The sequence below is a fragment of the Marinobacter piscis genome (assembly GCF_007671655.1).
Classification (GTDB): domain Bacteria; phylum Pseudomonadota; class Gammaproteobacteria; order Pseudomonadales; family Oleiphilaceae; genus Marinobacter; species Marinobacter piscensis.
This window is the reverse complement of the sequence record NZ_VCGX01000002.1, coordinates 222,191-238,947: the sequence shown is the minus strand read 5'-3', so window position 1 is coordinate 238,947 and position 16,757 is coordinate 222,191. Positions and strand designations below refer to the sequence as shown.

General features: G+C 54.4%; 12 protein-coding genes. 3 read left to right on the top strand and 9 right to left on the bottom strand.

Annotated features, from left to right (window positions below; genetic code table 11):
• Positions 1-74: 74 nt before the first annotated feature.
• The 7 genes from lpdA to sdhC all read right to left on the bottom strand — a co-directional run bounded on the left by lpdA (position 75) and on the right by sdhC (position 9,177).
• Positions 75-1,517, bottom strand: coding sequence for a dihydrolipoyl dehydrogenase (gene lpdA, locus FFI95_RS06805; RefSeq protein ID WP_144821680.1), 1,443 nt, complete (start codon positions 1,515-1,517; stop codon positions 75-77).
• 35 nt (positions 1,518-1,552) lie between these two features.
• Positions 1,553-2,791 carry a 2-oxoglutarate dehydrogenase complex dihydrolipoyllysine-residue succinyltransferase gene (gene odhB / locus FFI95_RS06800; RefSeq protein ID WP_144821679.1) on the bottom strand — a complete coding sequence of 413 codons (1,239 nt, stop codon included), beginning with the start codon at positions 2,789-2,791 and terminating at the stop codon, positions 1,553-1,555.
• Positions 2,792-2,816: 25 nt separating this feature from the next.
• Positions 2,817-5,654 (bottom strand): 2-oxoglutarate dehydrogenase E1 component, encoded by a 2,838-nt coding sequence (locus FFI95_RS06795; RefSeq protein ID WP_144821678.1) that lies wholly within the window; start codon positions 5,652-5,654, stop codon positions 2,817-2,819.
• A gap of 311 nt (positions 5,655-5,965) precedes the next feature.
• Entirely contained in the window at positions 5,966-6,670 is a 705-nt protein-coding gene (locus tag FFI95_RS06790; RefSeq protein ID WP_144821677.1) for a succinate dehydrogenase iron-sulfur subunit, read from the bottom strand.
• 15 nt (positions 6,671-6,685) lie between these two features.
• Positions 6,686-8,458 (bottom strand): succinate dehydrogenase flavoprotein subunit, encoded by a 1,773-nt coding sequence (gene sdhA / locus FFI95_RS06785; protein WP_144821676.1) that lies wholly within the window; start codon positions 8,456-8,458, stop codon positions 6,686-6,688.
• Positions 8,459-8,461: 3 nt separating this feature from the next.
• Positions 8,462-8,809, bottom strand: a complete 348-nt coding sequence (gene sdhD, locus FFI95_RS06780) for a succinate dehydrogenase, hydrophobic membrane anchor protein (protein ID WP_246069445.1) — start codon at positions 8,807-8,809, stop codon at positions 8,462-8,464.
• Complete coding sequence (sdhC, locus tag FFI95_RS06775) at positions 8,800-9,177, bottom strand: succinate dehydrogenase, cytochrome b556 subunit (RefSeq protein ID WP_144821675.1); 378 nt, start codon at positions 9,175-9,177, stop codon at positions 8,800-8,802. The genes sdhD and sdhC overlap by 10 nt, the downstream gene beginning before the upstream one ends.
• Positions 9,178-9,654: 477 nt before the next feature.
• Here sdhC and gltA point away from each other — a divergent pair, with 477 nt between their 5' ends.
• From gltA to FFI95_RS06760, 3 genes are all read left to right on the top strand, one after another.
• Entirely contained in the window at positions 9,655-10,929 is a 1,275-nt protein-coding gene (gene gltA / locus FFI95_RS06770) for a citrate synthase (RefSeq protein ID WP_144821674.1), read from the top strand.
• A gap of 159 nt (positions 10,930-11,088) precedes the next feature.
• Positions 11,089-11,709, top strand: coding sequence for a trimeric intracellular cation channel family protein (locus FFI95_RS06765; RefSeq protein ID WP_144821673.1), 621 nt, complete (start codon positions 11,089-11,091; stop codon positions 11,707-11,709).
• Positions 11,710-11,736: 27 nt separating this feature from the next.
• The gene (locus tag FFI95_RS06760; RefSeq protein ID WP_144821672.1) at positions 11,737-12,600 is read left to right on the top strand and encodes an NAD(P)-dependent oxidoreductase; all 864 of its coding nucleotides are present in this window, start codon (positions 11,737-11,739) and stop codon (positions 12,598-12,600) included.
• Positions 12,601-12,687: 87 nt separating this feature from the next.
• Here the strand turns inward: FFI95_RS06760 and topA are convergent, their stop codons facing one another.
• A complete protein-coding gene (gene topA / locus FFI95_RS06755) occupies positions 12,688-15,327 on the bottom strand; it encodes a type I DNA topoisomerase (RefSeq protein WP_144821671.1) in 2,640 nt (879 codons plus the stop codon).
• Between the two features lie 226 nt (positions 15,328-15,553).
• Positions 15,554-16,729: an acetyl-CoA C-acyltransferase FadA gene (gene fadA / locus FFI95_RS06750; RefSeq protein ID WP_144821670.1), complete on the bottom strand. Its 1,176-nt coding sequence runs from the start codon at positions 16,727-16,729 to the stop codon at positions 15,554-15,556.
• Positions 16,730-16,757 lie beyond the last annotated feature (28 nt).

The window sequence follows — 16,757 nt, the reverse complement described above, 5'->3', positions numbered from 1 at the left end:
AGCACAAGACGCGAATCCGGTTCTTTTAATGGCAAAGGGGCGCCATAGCGGGCGCCCCTGTATCCTGGTTTGCGTTACTTCTTTTTACGACGGTTCGCAATATGAATTGCACCGCCGTCAACGGCCAAAGCTGCTTCATGCACAGACTCAGAGAGAGTCGGGTGTGCAAAGCAGGTCAGTGCCAGGTCTTCTGCACTGGAGCCAAACTCCATGGCAATAACGCCCTGGGCGACAATTTCAGATGCCTGGGGCCCTACAACATGAAAACCGAGAATCCGATCGGTCTTCTCGTCTGCAATAATCTTCACCAGGCCAGCCGTCGAGTTTGCAGCCATGGCGCGCCCGTTAGCGGCAAACGGGAACGTGCCTACTTTATAGGCTTCGCCTTCCGTCTTCAGCTGCTCCTCGGTCTTGCCTACCCAGGCAACTTCCGGAGAGGTGTAAATCACGTTAGGTATGCAGTCGTAATTAACCTGGGGCTTCTTCCCGGCAATACGCTCCACAACCATAACGCCTTCTTCCATGGCCTTGTGTGCCAGCATAGGCCCACGAACCACGTCACCAACTGCCCAGACGCCAGGGGCTTCGGTTTTGCACTGATCATCAACAAAGATAAAGCCACGCTCGTCCAGGCTGACACCTGAATCCGCAGCCAGCAGATTGTCCGTTAATGGCCGGCGGCCAACGGCGACAATCAGCTTATCGACCTTCAGCTCTTGTTTGCCTTCGCTGTCTTCGTAGCTCACATTTACAAGCTTACGCTTGACCTCGGCACCGGTGACACGGCCACCGAGTACAATATCCAGGCCTTGTTTACGGTACTGCTTAAGCGCTTCTTTGGCCACCTGCTGGTCTACTGCAGGCAGGAAGGTATCCTGTGCCTCAAGCATCGTCACTTCAGCGCCCAGACGCGCCCAGACGCTGCCCAGCTCAAGTCCGATCACGCCGGCACCGATCACGCCCAGACGCTTGGGCACTTCTTCAAATTCCAGTGCCCCTTCGGAGTCGACAATGTGGCCTTCCGTCATCGGCGCGGGTGGTATCTCAATAGGCTTCGAGCCCGTTGCGATAACGACGTTTTCCGCCTCGTATGTCTTGGTCTTACCGTCTTTGTCCGTTACTTCCACCTGACGGTTAGCCAGCAGCTTGCCATGGCCGTGAATGGAGGTAACGCCATTGGCCTTGAACAGTCCGGCAATACCACCGGTCAGCTGTTTAACCATGCCAAGCTTACGCTCCATCATCTTCGCTACATCAATTTTTACATCTTTAGCGATGATGCCCTGCATCTCATAATCGTTACTCGCTTCCTCAAATTTATGAGAAATCTCCAGTAACGCTTTGGACGGAATACAACCTACGTTAAGACAGGTGCCACCCAGCACCTGACTTTTGCCATCCTCGGAGGTCCACGATTCGACACACGCGGTTTTCAGGCCCAACTGCGCTGCCTTGATGGCTGCAACATAGCCACCTGGCCCTGCGCCAATAACAATTACGTCGTACTTATCAGACATATTTGATCCTGTTTTCCGGTTCGGTAAATATCAGCTCAGACATCCAGCAGAATACGCGCCGGGTCTTCAAGCATCTCCTTGATGGCCACAAGGAACTGAACCGCTTCCTTGCCGTCGACCATGCGGTGGTCATAAGACAAGGCAAGGTACATCATCGGACGAATTTCAACCTTGCCATTCACCGCCATGGGACGCTCCTGGATTTTATGCATACCCAGAATAGCCGTTTGTGGCGGGTTCAGTATCGGTGTAGACAGAAGCGATCCAAAAATACCGCCGTTGGTGATGGTGAAGGTACCGCCGGTCATGTCTTCAATAGCCAGCTTGCCATCTTTCGCTTTTGTACCGTACTCAACAATACTCTTTTCAATATCGGCAAGGCCGAGGGCGTCTACATCACGCACGACGGGTACCACCAGCCCACGGTCTGTGGAGACTGCAACACCGATGTCCTGGTAACCATGATAAACCATGTCGTTACCGTCGATAGAGGCGTTCACCGCAGGGAAGCGCTTCAGGGCTTCGGTGGCTGCCTTGGCAAAGAAGGACATAAAGCCCAGCTTGATATCATGGCGCTTCACGAAGCTTTCCTGGTATTGCTTACGCATCTCCATAATCGGCCCCATGTCGACCTCATTGAAGGTCGTGAGCATGGCGGCTGTCTGCTGCGCATTGACAAGTCGCTTGGCAATACTGGCGCGCAGGCGGGTCATGGGGACGCGCTTTTCCGGGCGCTCGCCTGCAGCCACATTCACTTCAGGCATGCCGGATGCAGAAGACTCTTTTGAGGAACCGCCTGAAGACTTGGCGCTATCAATATGATTCTGAACGTCTTCTTTGGTGACTCGCCCATCTTTACCCGTGCCTTTTACAGCGCTGGGCTCGACATCATTCTCATCGGCCAACTTGCGCGCAGCAGGGCTGAGAATCGGTTCGTCAGAACCTTTCTTTTCCTTCTCTTCTTTGGCTTCACTGTCTTCAGAGCTGGATTCCGCACTGTCTTCCTTGCTTTCCGCAGCAGGAGCTTCGCCTTTGGCGCCTTCTTTGAAGGTGCCAACGACCTCACCACTTTCTACAGTGTCGCCTTCGTTTTTAACGATTTCTTCAATCACACCGTCGGCCGGTGCAACAACTTCCAGAACGACTTTGTCGGTTTCAATATCGACAATCAGGTCATCACGTGAGCACGCCTCGCCCGGCTGTTTGTGCCAGGTTGCTACGGTCCCTTCTGCGACCGACTCAGGGAAAACGGGGGCTTTTATCTCAGTTGACATCTCAATTCCTTAGCTCGGTAGCTCGTCAGACTTCAAACGCGTCGTTAACAAGTTTTTTCTGCTCTTCAATATGCACAGACATATGCCCGGTGGCCGGAGAGGCGGAAGCCGCACGACCGGCGTACTGAAGCTGCAGCTTGGGGTTCAGGCGATGCAGCGCATTGTGCATGTGGTGCTGACTGCAATACCAGGCGCCCTGGTTCATGGGTTCTTCCTGACACCATACTACGTGTTTGACTTTGGAGTATTGAGCCAGAAGTTCATCAAGGTCCTGCGAAGGGAACGGATACAGTTGCTCAATACGAATAATGGCAACATCTTCGCGCTCGTCGACCTTCTTTTTCTCCAGCAGGTCAAAATAAACCTTGCCACTGCAGAGAATAACCTTTGTTACTTTCTTTGCATCCGGTGCTTCTTTTTCAGGAAGTACCGTTTTAAACGTGCCCGACGTCAGATCTTCCAGGTCGGAAGTCGCTTCTTTGTGACGCAACAGACTTTTCGGCGTAAGGGCAATCAGGGGCTTACGCAGTGGGCGCTTCACCTGACGACGCAACATATGGAATACCTGTGACGGCGTTGTCGGCACGCACACCTGTATGTTCTGCTCGGCACAGAGTTGCAGGTAACGCTCAAGACGCGCAGAGCTGTGCTCCGGGCCCTGGCCTTCATAGCCGTGAGGCAACAGCAGAGTAAGACCGCACAGGCGTCCCCACTTGTGCTCACCGCTGGTTAAAAACTGGTCAATAACAACCTGGGCGCCGTTCGCAAAGTCACCGAACTGTGCCTCCCAGACAACCAACGCATCCGGAGTTGTGGTCGCAACGCCATACTCGAAGGCCATTGCTGCTTCTTCGGAAAGCAGTGAGTCGTAAATCTCAAACTTTGGCTGATCGTCCGAAAGCTGCGCCAGTGCAATGTGCTGACTGCCGTCCTTCTGGTTATGCAACACAGCGTGGCGGTGAGAGAACGTCCCGCGGCCAACATCCTGACCGGTAATCCGGATTGGATGGCCTTCTTCCAGCAATGTGGCGTAGGCCATAATCTCACCGTACCCCCAGTTGATCGGGAGTGCGCCGGCGGTCATCTTTTCGCGATCGCTGACGATTTTTGAAACCTGACGCTGAACAACGAACCCTTCCGGTACATCGGTAAGCTTCTTGCCCAGCGACTTGATGCTTTTCAGTGTCACACTGGTTTTACACTTGGCCGTCCACTTGTGCCCCAGATACGGAGCCCAGTCGACATACAGTTCTTTGTTCGGCTCTTTAACCAGTGATTTGACCACGTGATCCCCTTTGTCCAAGGCATCCCGATAGTCGTCTTCCATTTCCTTGACTTCGTCTTCGGTTACAACACCGGCAGCGAGAAGCTGTTCCGCATACAGAGTGCGTGTTGTTTTACGCTTGCGAATCTTCTCATACATCATTGGCTGGGTTGCAGCCGGCTCATCTGCTTCGTTGTGTCCCCGGCGACGGTAACAGACCAGGTCGATCACCACGTCGCCTTTAAATTCATTGCGATAATCCATCGCCATTTGGGTGACAAACACGACGGCTTCCGGATCATCCGCGTTCACATGCAGGATTGGCGCCTGAACCATCTTGGCGACATCGGTGCAATACTCAGTAGAGCGCGCATCTTCCCGCTTACTCGTGGTAAAGCCCACCTGGTTGTTAATAACAATATGGACCGTTCCACCTACGCCATAACCACGGGTCTGGGACATCTGGAAGGTTTCCATAACCACACCCTGCCCCGCAAAGGCGGCATCCCCGTGCATGATAACCGGCACGACCTGGTTGCGATCGGTATCAGCGCGGCGCGTCTGGCGGGCACGGACGGAGCCTTCCACTACGGGTGATACGATTTCCAGGTGGGACGGGTTAAAGGCCATCGCCAGATGTACTTCACCACCGGGCGTCATGACGTTGGATGAAAAGCCCTGGTGGTATTTGACGTCGCCGGAACCATAGTCGGCAAGTTTCTTCCCTTCAAACTCGTCAAACAGTTCTCTCGGGTTCTTGCCAAAGGTATTAATCAGTACGTTCAGGCGGCCCCGGTGGGCCATGCCAAGAACGATTTCCTTGGCGCCGTAAGAGCCGGCACGCTGAATCAGTTCGTCAACACAAGCGATCAGGCTTTCGCCGCCTTCAAGGCCAAAGCGCTTAACGCCCGGATAGCGGGCACCCAGGTATTTCTCAAGGCCTTCTGCGGCAATCAAACGTTCCAGGATGTGCTTACGTGTTTCAACCTCAAACCCGGGCTCGGAGCGTACGGGCTCCATACGCTGCTGGAACCAGCGCTTAACGCGGGTATCAACTACATGCATGTACTCGGCGCCAATGCTGCCGCAGTAGGTTTGCCGGAGGCCGTCAACAATATCGCCAAGTTTCATGGTCTCAGCACCGAAGCTCAAAGAGCCTGTCTGAAACTCAACTTCGCGATCGGCTTCTGTTAAATCATGAAAAGACGGGTCCAGATCCTCTACGTCGGGACGATTCCAGACGCCGAGCGGGTCCAGTTTTGCTTCCTGATGTCCACGGAAGCGATAGGCATTGATTAGCTGGAGAACCCTGATCTGTTTCTTGTCGCCTCCCGACGTAGCACTGGCAGGTACGCCATTGCTGGCGAGGAAACGCTGATTGCGGGAAATATGCTCGAACTGCTCCCGGATTGCTGCGTGACTCACATCGCGACCATGCTGGCCGTCAACACTGGGAAGCTTGTCAAAATAGCTGCGCCATTCTTCAGGAACGGCGTTAGGGTCTGTCAGGTAGGTTTCAAAAAGCTCTTCAACATAGGCTAGATTTCCACCTTGTAAGTGGGATGTCTGCCATAACTGCTCCATGATGCTCTCTTGCATTTTGAATAACTCACCTTGGGCTGGTGCGGGGGAGCCTCGTATCGTCGGTCAGGCGCATTTCCCAGTCAATACGGGTTTTTACGGGATCGACTATGGCAGCCTCACCTGACGCCCGGGCATTTTCCCCATTGATGTTTTTACTCAGCAATGCCGCAAGAAAACACAGTGAGTTCCCGCTACGGCTTGCCGTAGTGTGCACCCGGCTAAGACTTTTGACTATAAGCCTTTGGTTGAAGGCCCCGCATGATCGCGAGGCCTTCCGGGTTCCAACCTCTGCAGGTCAGTATAGCGTCTGTTTCTGGTTTTGCTGCTTATGTAGCCCTGTGCAGCAACAGATTGCGAATATGACCTATCGCCCTTGTCGGGTTGAGGCCTTTCGGACAGACACTGACACAGTTCATGATGCCACGGCAGCGGAACACACTGAACGGATCATCCAGATTGGCAAGCCGCTCTGCCTGGGCAGTATCGCGACTGTCCGCCAGAAACCGGTATGCCTGTAGCAGCCCTGCGGGACCGATAAACTTGTCCGGATTCCACCAGAAAGACGGGCATGATGTTGAACAGCAGGCACAGAGAATGCACTCGTACAGGCCATCCAGCTTTTCACGGTCTTCCGGGGTCTGCAGCCGCTCAATTGCGGGTGCCGGCTCGTCGTTCACAAGGTACGGCATTACTTTTTCATACTGCTTGTAGAACAGGCTCATATCCACAACCAGATCGCGGATAACCGGCAACCCGGGCAGCGGACGCAGTACCAGCTTGTCCTTTTTCACAACCTGCGAGACCGGTGTAATGCACGCCAGTCCGTTCTTACCGTTCATGTTCATGCCGTCTGAACCGCACACACCTTCACGGCATGAGCGGCGATAGGCCATGGACGGGTCGCCTTCTTTAATGAGATTGAGCACGTCAAGAACCATCAGATCCTTGCCCGCCGGAAGCTCAATTTCCACGTCCTGCATATAAGGGGCGTTGTCGGTTTCCGGGTTATAACGGTAAAGGCTTACCAGCATAGTGTACGTTCCCCTTTAGTAAGTCCGGATTTTGGGCTGGAATGTATCAACGGTTTTTGGCGCAAAGTTAACATCACGCTTGCCGATACGCTTTTCCAGCGGGAAATAAAGAGAGTGCTTCAGCCAGTTCTCATCATCACGCTCTGTGTAGTCATTGCGGGCGTGGGCGCCGCGACTCTCTTTACGCTCATGGGCTGCAATCGCGGTTGCCAGCGCCACCTCATACAGGTTGTCCAGCTCCAGCGCTTCAATACGGGCAGTATTGAATGCATTGCTGGTGTCGGCCAACTTGGTGTTACGCACACGCTTGCCAATCTCGTCCAGCTTTTTCAGCCCTTCTTCCATGCTCTTGCCGTCACGGAACACGCCGAAGTACAGCTGCATGCAATTCTGGAGATCTCTGCGCACGTCAGCCACGTCCTCACCATCTGAAGCACTGTTCAGACGATCCAGGCGCGCCATCGCTTGCTTGATATCTTCATCCGTTGCACTGTCTGTTTCAAATCCGCCGCGAAGCTGCTCTTCAATGTGCAGGCCAGCGGAACGACCAAAGACAACCAGGTCAAGCAACGAGTTACCGCCCAGACGGTTTGCACCGTGAACAGAAACACAGGCGGCTTCACCGCAGGCAAACAGACCCGGGATGGGCTGGTCGTTGCCGTTTTCGTCCTGAGTCAGCGCCTGACCACCCACGTTGGTCGGAATACCGCCCATCATGTAATGGCAGGTCGGAACCACCGGAATCGGCTCTTTTACCGGGTCTACGTGAGCAAACGTACGAGACAGTTCGCAGATGCCCGGCAAGCGCAGGTTCAGGGTTTCTTCACCCAGGTGATCCAGCTTCAGCAGCACATGGTCTTTTTCCGGGCCACAGCCACGACCTTCCAGAATTTCCAGAACCATGGAGCGCGCAACAACATCGCGCCCGGCCAGGTCTTTGGCGTTTGGTGCGTAGCGCTCCATGAAACGCTCGCCCTCGCCGTTGATCAGGTAACCACCTTCACCCCTGCAACCCTCGGTAACCAGAGTACCGGCGCCATAAATACCGGTTGGGTGGAACTGCCACATTTCCATGTCCTGCATCGGGAAGCCGGCACGCAGCGCCATACCTACGCCGTCGCCGGTATTGATCAGGGCGTTGGTCGTGGAGGCGTAAATCCGGCCCGCACCACCAGTCGCCAGAACCGTTGCCTTGGACTTAACGTAAACAACATCACCGGTTTCAATTTCGATAGCGACAACACCAACTACGTCGCCTTTGGCGTTCTTAACCAGGTCTACTGCATACCATTCGTTCAGGAACGTGGTGCCACCTTTAAGGTTTGCCTGATAAAGCGTGTGCAGAAGTGCATGCCCGGTACGGTCCGCTGCCGCACAGGTACGGGCTGCCTGAGTGGGGTCATCCGGCCCCTTGGACTGACCGCCGAACGGACGCTGATAAATGCGCCCCTGCTCGGTACGGGAGAATGGCAACCCCATGTGCTCCAGCTCAAACACTGCCTGAGGCCCGACAGAGCACATGTACTCAATCGCATCCTGGTCACCGATGTAGTCGGAACCTTTAACCGTATCGTACATGTGCCAGCGCCAATCGTCGTTGGGGTCGGCACTGGCGATGGCACAGGTAATACCGCCCTGGGCAGATACCGTGTGCGAACGGGTCGGAAATACTTTGGTAATACACGCTGTGTTAACGCCGGACTCAGTGAGCTGCAGGGCAGCTCGCATACCGGAACCGCCGCCGCCGATAACAATCGCGTCGTATGACACGGTTTTGATATTAGCCATCAGTTAAAGCCCCCAAATAATCTGAACACCCCAGACCACATACACGAAAATCACGAGAATGAATGCCGCCTGAAAAAGAAAACGCTGCATGGCTGACTGCATATAGTCAGTCGATACCGTCCAGAGCCCGACCCAAGCGTGAGCTGCTATTGAAAGTAACGCCAGCAACGAAAAGATTCTGAACCACCCCTGATCAAACAGAGCAGACCAGGACTGGTAATCAACATCGTTGGTCATGAAAAAACCAAGCATGAACAACGTATAGAAGGCTAATACGTAGGCAGAAACTCGCTGGAGTATCCAGTCCTGGATACCGTTCTGACCAAGATTGGTTACACTGTTCATGCCCATACCCAGACTCCTGCCGCAATAATTAGGATGACGGAAATTGCAATTGTGAGCTTGGCGGCCAGACGCCCGCTTTCAAGCTCTTCACCAATACCCATATCCATGAGCAGGTGTTTGATACCTGCAACCAGGTGGTACAGCAGAGCAGACAGTATGCCCCAGGTAATCAGCTTGGCCAGGAAGCTGTTCAGCAGTTCACTTACCTGACTGAAGCCCTCTTCCCCCGACAGGGAAAGCTGCAATCCATAAAGCATGAACGCAACACCAACAAAAATGATGATGCCGCTGATGCGATGAATTATGGATGTAATGGCTGGCAGCGGAAAATGAAACTTGCCGAGATCGAGATTTACTGGTCGTTTGCTATTCACAGCGCTCTCACACTCTCTATTGGTACCGCAGGACCGGCAAGCCGGCAGCGGATGGTTGGTATGTAAGGACCGGTGTTCGATTTATTATCGGCAACCGATTGGTTCAGGAGGGCGGACACCAACCAGGTAGCTTGCTATTCACAAGCGCCCATGAAGATGAATCCCCGATTCCGGGCTAGGGATTATAAGGAGCCTCCCGTATAATTACAAACGTGCAACGCAAGGCAGGACCGCGCAGAAGCCTCAACCGGGCAATCCATAAGGCTTATTGACACTCACTCGAACTCTCTGCAGGGCGCTGAATGCGTGATACCCCTGATTTACACAAAGGGTGTTTTTATGTCGGTTCTGCACTCTTTCATTGACAAAAAAAGCTGACGCCCTATATTTTGCGGCCAGTTTTGCGATAATAAGCGCCATCTCGCGCATCTATTAAAGACAGCCAGCGCTGTCAAAGCTGATTAACAGGAGAGCACTATGACCGACAGGAAAGCCACGCTCTCGGTGGGGGAACAGTCCATTGAGCTACCGGTTTATTCCGGCACCGTTGGCCCTGACGTTATTGACGTAAGAGGCCTGGTCCAGCAAGGCGTTTTCACATACGACCCGGGGTTTGTCTCGACAGCCGCCTGCGAGTCTGCGATTACTTATATTGATGGCGCAAACGGCGTTCTCCTGCACCGGGGTTACCCGATTGAGCAGCTTGCAGAGCACTCAGACTATCTGGAGCTGTGCTACCTGCTGCTGAATGGCGAGCTGCCCAGCGCAGAAGAAAACAAGAAGTTTCATGAGACCATTAAAAACCACACCATGTTGCACGACCAGATGCGCAATTTCTTCCACGGCTTCCGCCGGGACGCGCACCCAATGGCAATCATGTGTGGTGTGGTGGGCGCACTGTCTGCGTTTTATCACGACCAGATGGATCTGAAGAGCGAAGAGCAGCGCGAGATCACGGCACACCGCCTTATCGCCAAGATGCCGACCATTGCCGCCTGGTGCTACAAGTACAGCATTGGACAGCCGTTCGTTTATCCGCGGAACGATCTCTCCTACTCGGAAAACTTCCTGCAGATGATGTTTGGCGTTCCTTGCGAGGAGTACAAGCCAAACCCTGTCCTGGCCAAAGCCATGGACAAGATCTTTATTCTGCACGCAGACCATGAACAGAACGCTTCAACCTCAACTGTCCGCCTGGCCGGTTCCACCGGCGCCAGCCCGTATGCCTGTATTGCATCTGGCATCGCAGCTTTGTGGGGTCCGGCTCATGGTGGTGCGAACGAAGCCGTTCTCGACATGCTGAATGAAATCGGCGACGTCGATAATATCGAGACCTACATTGCCAAGGCTAAAGATAAAGACGACCCCTTCCGGTTGATGGGCTTTGGTCACCGCGTTTACAAGAACTTTGATCCGCGCGCCAAAGTAATGGCCGAAACAGCACACGAAGTCCTGTCCGAGCTGGGCATGGAAGACGACCCTCTGCTGAAAATCGCGCAGCGTCTTGAGAAGATTGCCCTTGAAGACGATTACTTCATTGAGCGCAAACTCTACCCGAACGTGGACTTTTACTCCGGGCTGATCCTGAAAGCGATCGGCATCCCCACGTCCATGTTCACGGTCATCTTCGCCATGTCCCGTACAATCGGCTGGTATTCCCACTGGAACGAGATGGTCAGCGGTGATTACCGCATTGGCCGCCCGCGCCAGCTGTATACCGGGTCACCCAAAAGGGATTATCCGACGAAATAATACCCTGCACCACACCTGAGACAAGAAGGCCGCTGATTCAGCGGCCTTCTTCATAATCCGCTCACATCGCGCAACCCAACGAAAGAACAAGCACCCGGGTGCCGCCCGGACGCCCAGTTATCCGGAACGGGAGAGGCGCTATACCAACCGAGGTTTCGCGTGCTCATTTACATCTACCTTATTGCCATAACCGCTGAAGCCATGTCCGGCGCCCTGGCGGCCGGGCGACGCAATATGGACTTATTTGGCGTTGCACTGATTGCGTTTCTGACGGCCCTTGGCGGGGGCACGGTTCGCGATGTACTCCTGGGTAACTTTCCGGTTACCTGGACCCAACACCCTCCGTATATTTACCTCACAGTATCCGCAGGGCTGCTTACCATGCTGCTTGCACGCTTTATGAAGCACCTGCACCAGCTGTTTCTGATTCTTGACGGAATGGGACTTATCGCCTTCACCATCATCGGCTGCAACGTCGCTCTGCGGCTGGACTATGAAACCCCGGTGGTTGTAATGGCGGGTATTACCACGGGGATTTTCGGCGGCATTCTGCGGGATATCATGTGCAACCGAACACCCCAGGTGCTGCGCCACGAGCTTTATGCGAGCATATCCCTGCTGGTTGCGCTGCTCTATCTGTTCCTGATGAATCAAGGCGTGGATCAGGACATCAACATGCTTGCCTCATTCAGTGTCGGGCTTCTCATCAGGATGACCGCCATTCGCTATCAGCTGTCACTGCCTGTCTTCTCTTACGCACCAAATAAATGGACCGATTGAGCCGCAAAAGGCTCGAAGGAGAAAACCATGTCCACTGTAACCTTTATTGGTCTCGGCGTTATGGGTTACCCCATGGCCGGACATCTGGCCAATGCTGGACTGACCGTACGTGTCTGGAACCGCTCCACTGAAAAATCCCGGAAGTGGGTTGCAGACTACCCGGGACGCGCCTTTGAAACCATCGCAGAAGCCGTAGAAGGCGCAGACTTTGTGGTGACCTGCGTTGGGGCCGACAAAGATCTTGCAGCGGTGTATGAGGGGGCTGACGGCGTTCTGGCGCATGCTCAGACCGGTGCCATCCTGATTGACCACACCACTGCCTCAGCCGGATTTGCAGAAAACCTGGCCGGGAAAGCCCGCCAGTCCGGCCTGGGCTTTATCGATGCCCCTGTCTCCGGAGGCGAGCAAGGCGCTCAGAACGGCCAGCTCACTATCATGTGCGGGGGAAGTGATCAGGATTACCAGCAGGCGCAACCACTGCTTCAGCACTACGCCAGAGCACTGAATCTGATGGGGCCTGCCGGCAGTGGCCAGAAAACCAAAATGGTCAATCAGATTGCCATTGCCGGGCTGATTCAGGGCCTGTCGGAAGCCCTGCATTTTGCCGGACAGGCGAATCTTGATATCAAAAAAGTGGTGGATGTTATTTCCCAGGGAGCCGCGCAGTCCTGGCAAATGGAAAACCGCTCCGAGACCATGATTAAAGGTGAATTTGACCACGGTTTTGCCGTTGACTGGATGCGCAAAGATCTGGGGATATGCCTTGAAGAAGCGCGTCGGGTTAATGCTTCATTGCCAGTCACAGCCCTGGTGGATCAGTTCTATGGGGACATTCAGAAGATGGGCGGAAATCGCTGGGATACGTCTTCACTGATTCAGAGACTGAAGTAGCAAGGCGTGAGCTGATACACGCTGAAAACAAAAAAGGGGCCAGAGTCGATGCTCTGCCCCCTTTTCGTTACTTAACAGTCACAACGGTTACTTCTGCCGTGGCTGCCACTTTCCGTCCACATACCAGGCAGACCACCCTGTCGCCTTACCGTCTTTTTCCGACATAACATACTGCTCTTTGGTTTTGCGACTGTAGCGGATGACGGTCGGGTTGCCTTCCGGATCTCTCTCCGGCGCATCCATCAGGTAATCATGCTTCGGGTCGATCTCCTTGCGATGCGGCTTTATTTCCATCACCAGAGGCGGCCGGGTTTCCCGGTTTTTCGGAAATTTGCTGGCTGCCAGAAACAGTCCGGACGCACCGTCACGCAGTACATAGGTGTCATCAACTTTGCGGCACTTCAGCTCCGGCATAGGCACCGGGTCCATTTTGGGCGGTGCGGGCTCACCACTTTTCAATAACTTACGAGTATTTTTGCAAGTATCACTTGTACACCCGAAATACTTACCGAAACGCCCGGTTTTCAGCTGCATCTCGGAGCCACACTTGTCACACTCCAGGGTCGGGCCATCATACCCCTTAATCCGGAAGGTGCCTTTCTCGACTTCATAACCTGAACAGTCCGGGTTATTACCGCAGACATGCAGCTTGCGGTTTTCGTCCACCAGATAACTGTCCATGGCAGTGCCACACTTGGGGCAGCGGCGCTTTTTACGCAGCAGACGGGACTCGCCCTCACCTTCCACGTCATCATCAACGCTGGCCACCTCATCACCGGACACCAGGTTAATGGTGGTTTTACACCGTTCCTTGGGCGGTAACGAGTAACCCGAGCAACCCAGGAAAACACCGGTACTGGCGACCCGGATCTGCATGTTCCTGCCACAACTGGGGCATGGAATGTCTGTTTCCGTGGGGATATTCGGGCGCATGCCGCCCTCGGGGTCTGTTGCTTCCGCAGATTCCAGTTGCTGCCTGAAGCCTGCGTAAAAGTCATTGAGGACTTTTTTCCAGTCCACATCCCCGTCGGCAATGTGGTCCAGGTTGCCTTCCATTTTCGCCGTAAAGTCATAGTCCATCAGATCGGAAAATGACTCGCACAGCCGCTCGGTGACTATCTCGCCCATTTTTTCGGCGTAAAAACGACGGTTCTGCAGGCGAACATAGCCCCGGTCCTGAATGGTCGAAATAATCGACGCATACGTCGAAGGCCGGCCGATGCCCTGCTTCTCCAGCTCCTTAACCAGGCTGGCTTCCGTGTAACGTGGCGCAGGCTTGGTGAAATGCTGACTCGGGTCCAGCTTTTCAAGGCTCAGCGCGTCGCCGACTTTAATGTCCGGCAAGGACACATCCTCGTCTTTTTTGGAGGACTGGGGGGCAACCTTCAGGAACCCTTCAAACTTGATGATACGACCACGGGTGCGCAGCTCATAATCGCCGCTGGCGACCACAATGGATGTGCTGAGGAACTCGGCCTCGGCCATCTGACAGGCAACAAACTGGCGCCAGATCAGGTCGTAGAGTTTTTCCGCATCCTTCTCCAGGCCGCTTATGCCAGCAGCCTTCCGGGTTACTTCCGTTGGCCGTACAGCTTCGTGAGCCTCCTGCGCGCCCTCTTTACTGCCGTACACTTTCGGCTTTTCCGGCAGGTAGCGTCCGCCAAACTGCTCCTGGATATAATCGCGGCAGCTGCTGATAGCGTCCTGACTCAGGTTGGTGGAATCCGTACGCATGTAGGTAATGTAGCCCGCCTCATACAGGCGCTGTGCCAGCATCATGGTTTTCTTGACACTGAATCCGAGACGGTTACTGGCAGCCTGCTGCAGCGTGGAGGTAATAAACGGCGCGCCCGGGCGCGACCGGGTTGGCTTGTCCTCTCTTTTAGCAACCTTGAAACTGCCGGCCTTGAGGCGCTCGACATGCTCGGTGCTCTGCTGCTCGCTAACCGGGCGGTAGGGCTTATCGTTGTAGCGGGTTACCTCAAAGCGCACCGGCTTCGCCTTTTCCCCGGCGCTGAGGCTGGCAAACAACTGCCAGTACTCTTCAGGTATAAAAGCGCGAATCTCACGCTCGCGCTCGACAATCAGACGCACGGCGACGGACTGTACCCGACCGGCTGAAAGGCCACGGGCCAGCTTGGCCCACAAGAGCGGGGATACCATATACCCCACAACCCGGTCGAGAAAACGCCGCGCCTGCTGCGCATTAACCTGATTCGTGTCCAGGGTGCCCGGGTTTTCAAAGGCATCCTGAATGGCACGCTTGGTTATTTCGTTAAAGACAACACGACGATACTTATCCGGCTCACCACCTATCGTCTGCTTCAGATGCCAGGCAATCGCTTCCCCTTCCCGGTCAAGGTCCGTTGCCAGGTAAATATGATCGGCACTTTTGGCGAGCCGCTTCAGTTCGCTGACCACCTTTTCCTTACCCGGAAGAACCTCGTAGCGGGCACTCCAGTTCTGGTCCGGATCCACACCCATGCGCGCAACCAATTGCTCCCGGGCTTTGCGCTTTTTGTGGGCAGCCTTATCTTCCGGGCTCAGTTTGCGGGTGATTGCGGCCTGCCTGGCGCGTTCCTTGGGATCTTTTTGCGATCCGCTGCCACTAACGGGAAGATCACGAATGTGCCCGACACTGGACTTTACGATAAAGTCAGAGCCCAGGTATTTATTGATGGTCTTCGCTTTCGCTGGTGACTCGACAATTACGAGACTTTTACCCATATCGGAAATCTGTATCCTTGGCGATAAATCGGTCAATACACAAGGAGACCGTAAACGCGCTGTAAAATCAATCGGCTGGAAAAAATATAAAAGCCGTCGTTATCTTAAGGCACACTGTTTTACAGGGTCAGGAATAGCAAGACAACCCTTAGTTTGCCCCGAAAGCAGGAAGGCCCGGCGCATTGCCGGGCCTTCCATGAAAGCGTTACTGCGATCTGTTAACAGATCACAGACGCTCCCAGACCGTTGCAATGCCCTGACCCAGGCCGATACACATGGTGGAGACACCAAGCTTTCCGCCTTTGTCCTGCATTACATTCAACAGGCTTGTTGAGATACGTGCACCAGAACAGCCCAGCGGATGCCCCAGAGCAATCGCACCACCGTTCAGGTTTACCTTCTCGTCCATTACATCCAGCAACTTGAGGTCTTTCAGAACCGGCAGAGACTGGCCAGCAAAGGCTTCGTTCAGCTCCCAGAAGTCGATATCTTCAACTTTCAGGCCTGCACGCTTGAGCGCCTTCTTGGTTGCCGGCACCGGACCGTAACCCATGATTGCGGGATCACAGCCTGCTACCGCCATGCTGCGGATCCTGGCAATTGGCGTCAGACCAAGCGCTTCTGCACGCTCTGCCGACATCAGTACCATGGCAGCAGCGCCGTCGGTCAGCTGTGAAGACGTACCTGCAGTCACGGTACCGTTCTTCGGATCAAAGGCCGGCTTCAACTGGCCCAGTGACTCCACAGTGGTATCCGGACGAATGGTTTCGTCTTCTTCAATCAGCTTCACAAAGCCATTTTCATCATGACCTTCGATAGGAACAATTTCGTTCTTGAAGCGCCCTTCCAGTGTGGCCTCGTGGGCCAGGCGGTGAGAGCGGGCACCGAATTCGTCCTGCTGCTCCCGGGTGATACCGTGCATCTTGGCCAGCATTTCTGCCGTGAGGCCCATCATGTTGGACGCTTTAGCAGAGTACTTGGATGCAGCCGGGTTGTGGTCAAAGCCTTCGGTCATGGGTACATGCCCCATGTGCTCCACACCACCAACCATGAACATATCACCGTTACCGGTCATGATAGCCTGGGCCGCCGTGTGAATAGCGCTCATGGCAGAGCCACACAGACGGTTAACAGTCTGGGCTGCAGACTCATGAGGGATACGGGTCAGCAGGGAAATCTGCCGGGCCACGTTAAAGCCCTGCTCTTTGGTCTGGTTTACACAGCCCCAGATTACATCTTCAACTTCTTTCGGGTCGAGCTTCGGGTTGCGCTCGAACAATGCTTCGATCAGCGCAGCCGACAGGGTCTCCGCACGCACGTTACGGAAACAACCATTCTTGGCACGACCCATCGGAGTCCGCACGCAATCGACGACGACAACGTCTCTCGGATTAAGGCTCATAGATCTTTCTCCGTTCGGAAATCTCGTT

What these genes read in the sequence shown, in the direction of transcription:
- fadA (WP_144821670.1), bottom strand. Translation starts at nt 16,729, where the DNA reads ATGAGCCTTAATCCGAGAGACGTTGTCGTCGTCGATTGCGTGCGGACT.
- sdhD (WP_246069445.1), bottom strand. Translation starts at nt 8,809, where the DNA reads ATGGGCATGAACAGTGTAACCAATCTTGGTCAGAACGGTATCCAGGAC.
- FFI95_RS06760 (WP_144821672.1), top strand. Translation starts at nt 11,737, where the DNA reads ATGTCCACTGTAACCTTTATTGGTCTCGGCGTTATGGGTTACCCCATG.
- FFI95_RS06790 (WP_144821677.1), bottom strand. Translation starts at nt 6,670, where the DNA reads ATGCTGGTAAGCCTTTACCGTTATAACCCGGAAACCGACAACGCCCCT.
- gltA (WP_144821674.1), top strand. Translation starts at nt 9,655, where the DNA reads ATGACCGACAGGAAAGCCACGCTCTCGGTGGGGGAACAGTCCATTGAG.
- odhB (WP_144821679.1), bottom strand. Translation starts at nt 2,791, where the DNA reads ATGTCAACTGAGATAAAAGCCCCCGTTTTCCCTGAGTCGGTCGCAGAA.
- sdhA (WP_144821676.1), bottom strand. Translation starts at nt 8,458, where the DNA reads ATGGCTAATATCAAAACCGTGTCATACGACGCGATTGTTATCGGCGGC.
- topA (WP_144821671.1), bottom strand. Translation starts at nt 15,327, where the DNA reads ATGGGTAAAAGTCTCGTAATTGTCGAGTCACCAGCGAAAGCGAAGACC.
- lpdA (WP_144821680.1), bottom strand. Translation starts at nt 1,517, where the DNA reads ATGTCTGATAAGTACGACGTAATTGTTATTGGCGCAGGGCCAGGTGGC.
- FFI95_RS06795 (WP_144821678.1), bottom strand. Translation starts at nt 5,654, where the DNA reads ATGCAAGAGAGCATCATGGAGCAGTTATGGCAGACATCCCACTTACAA.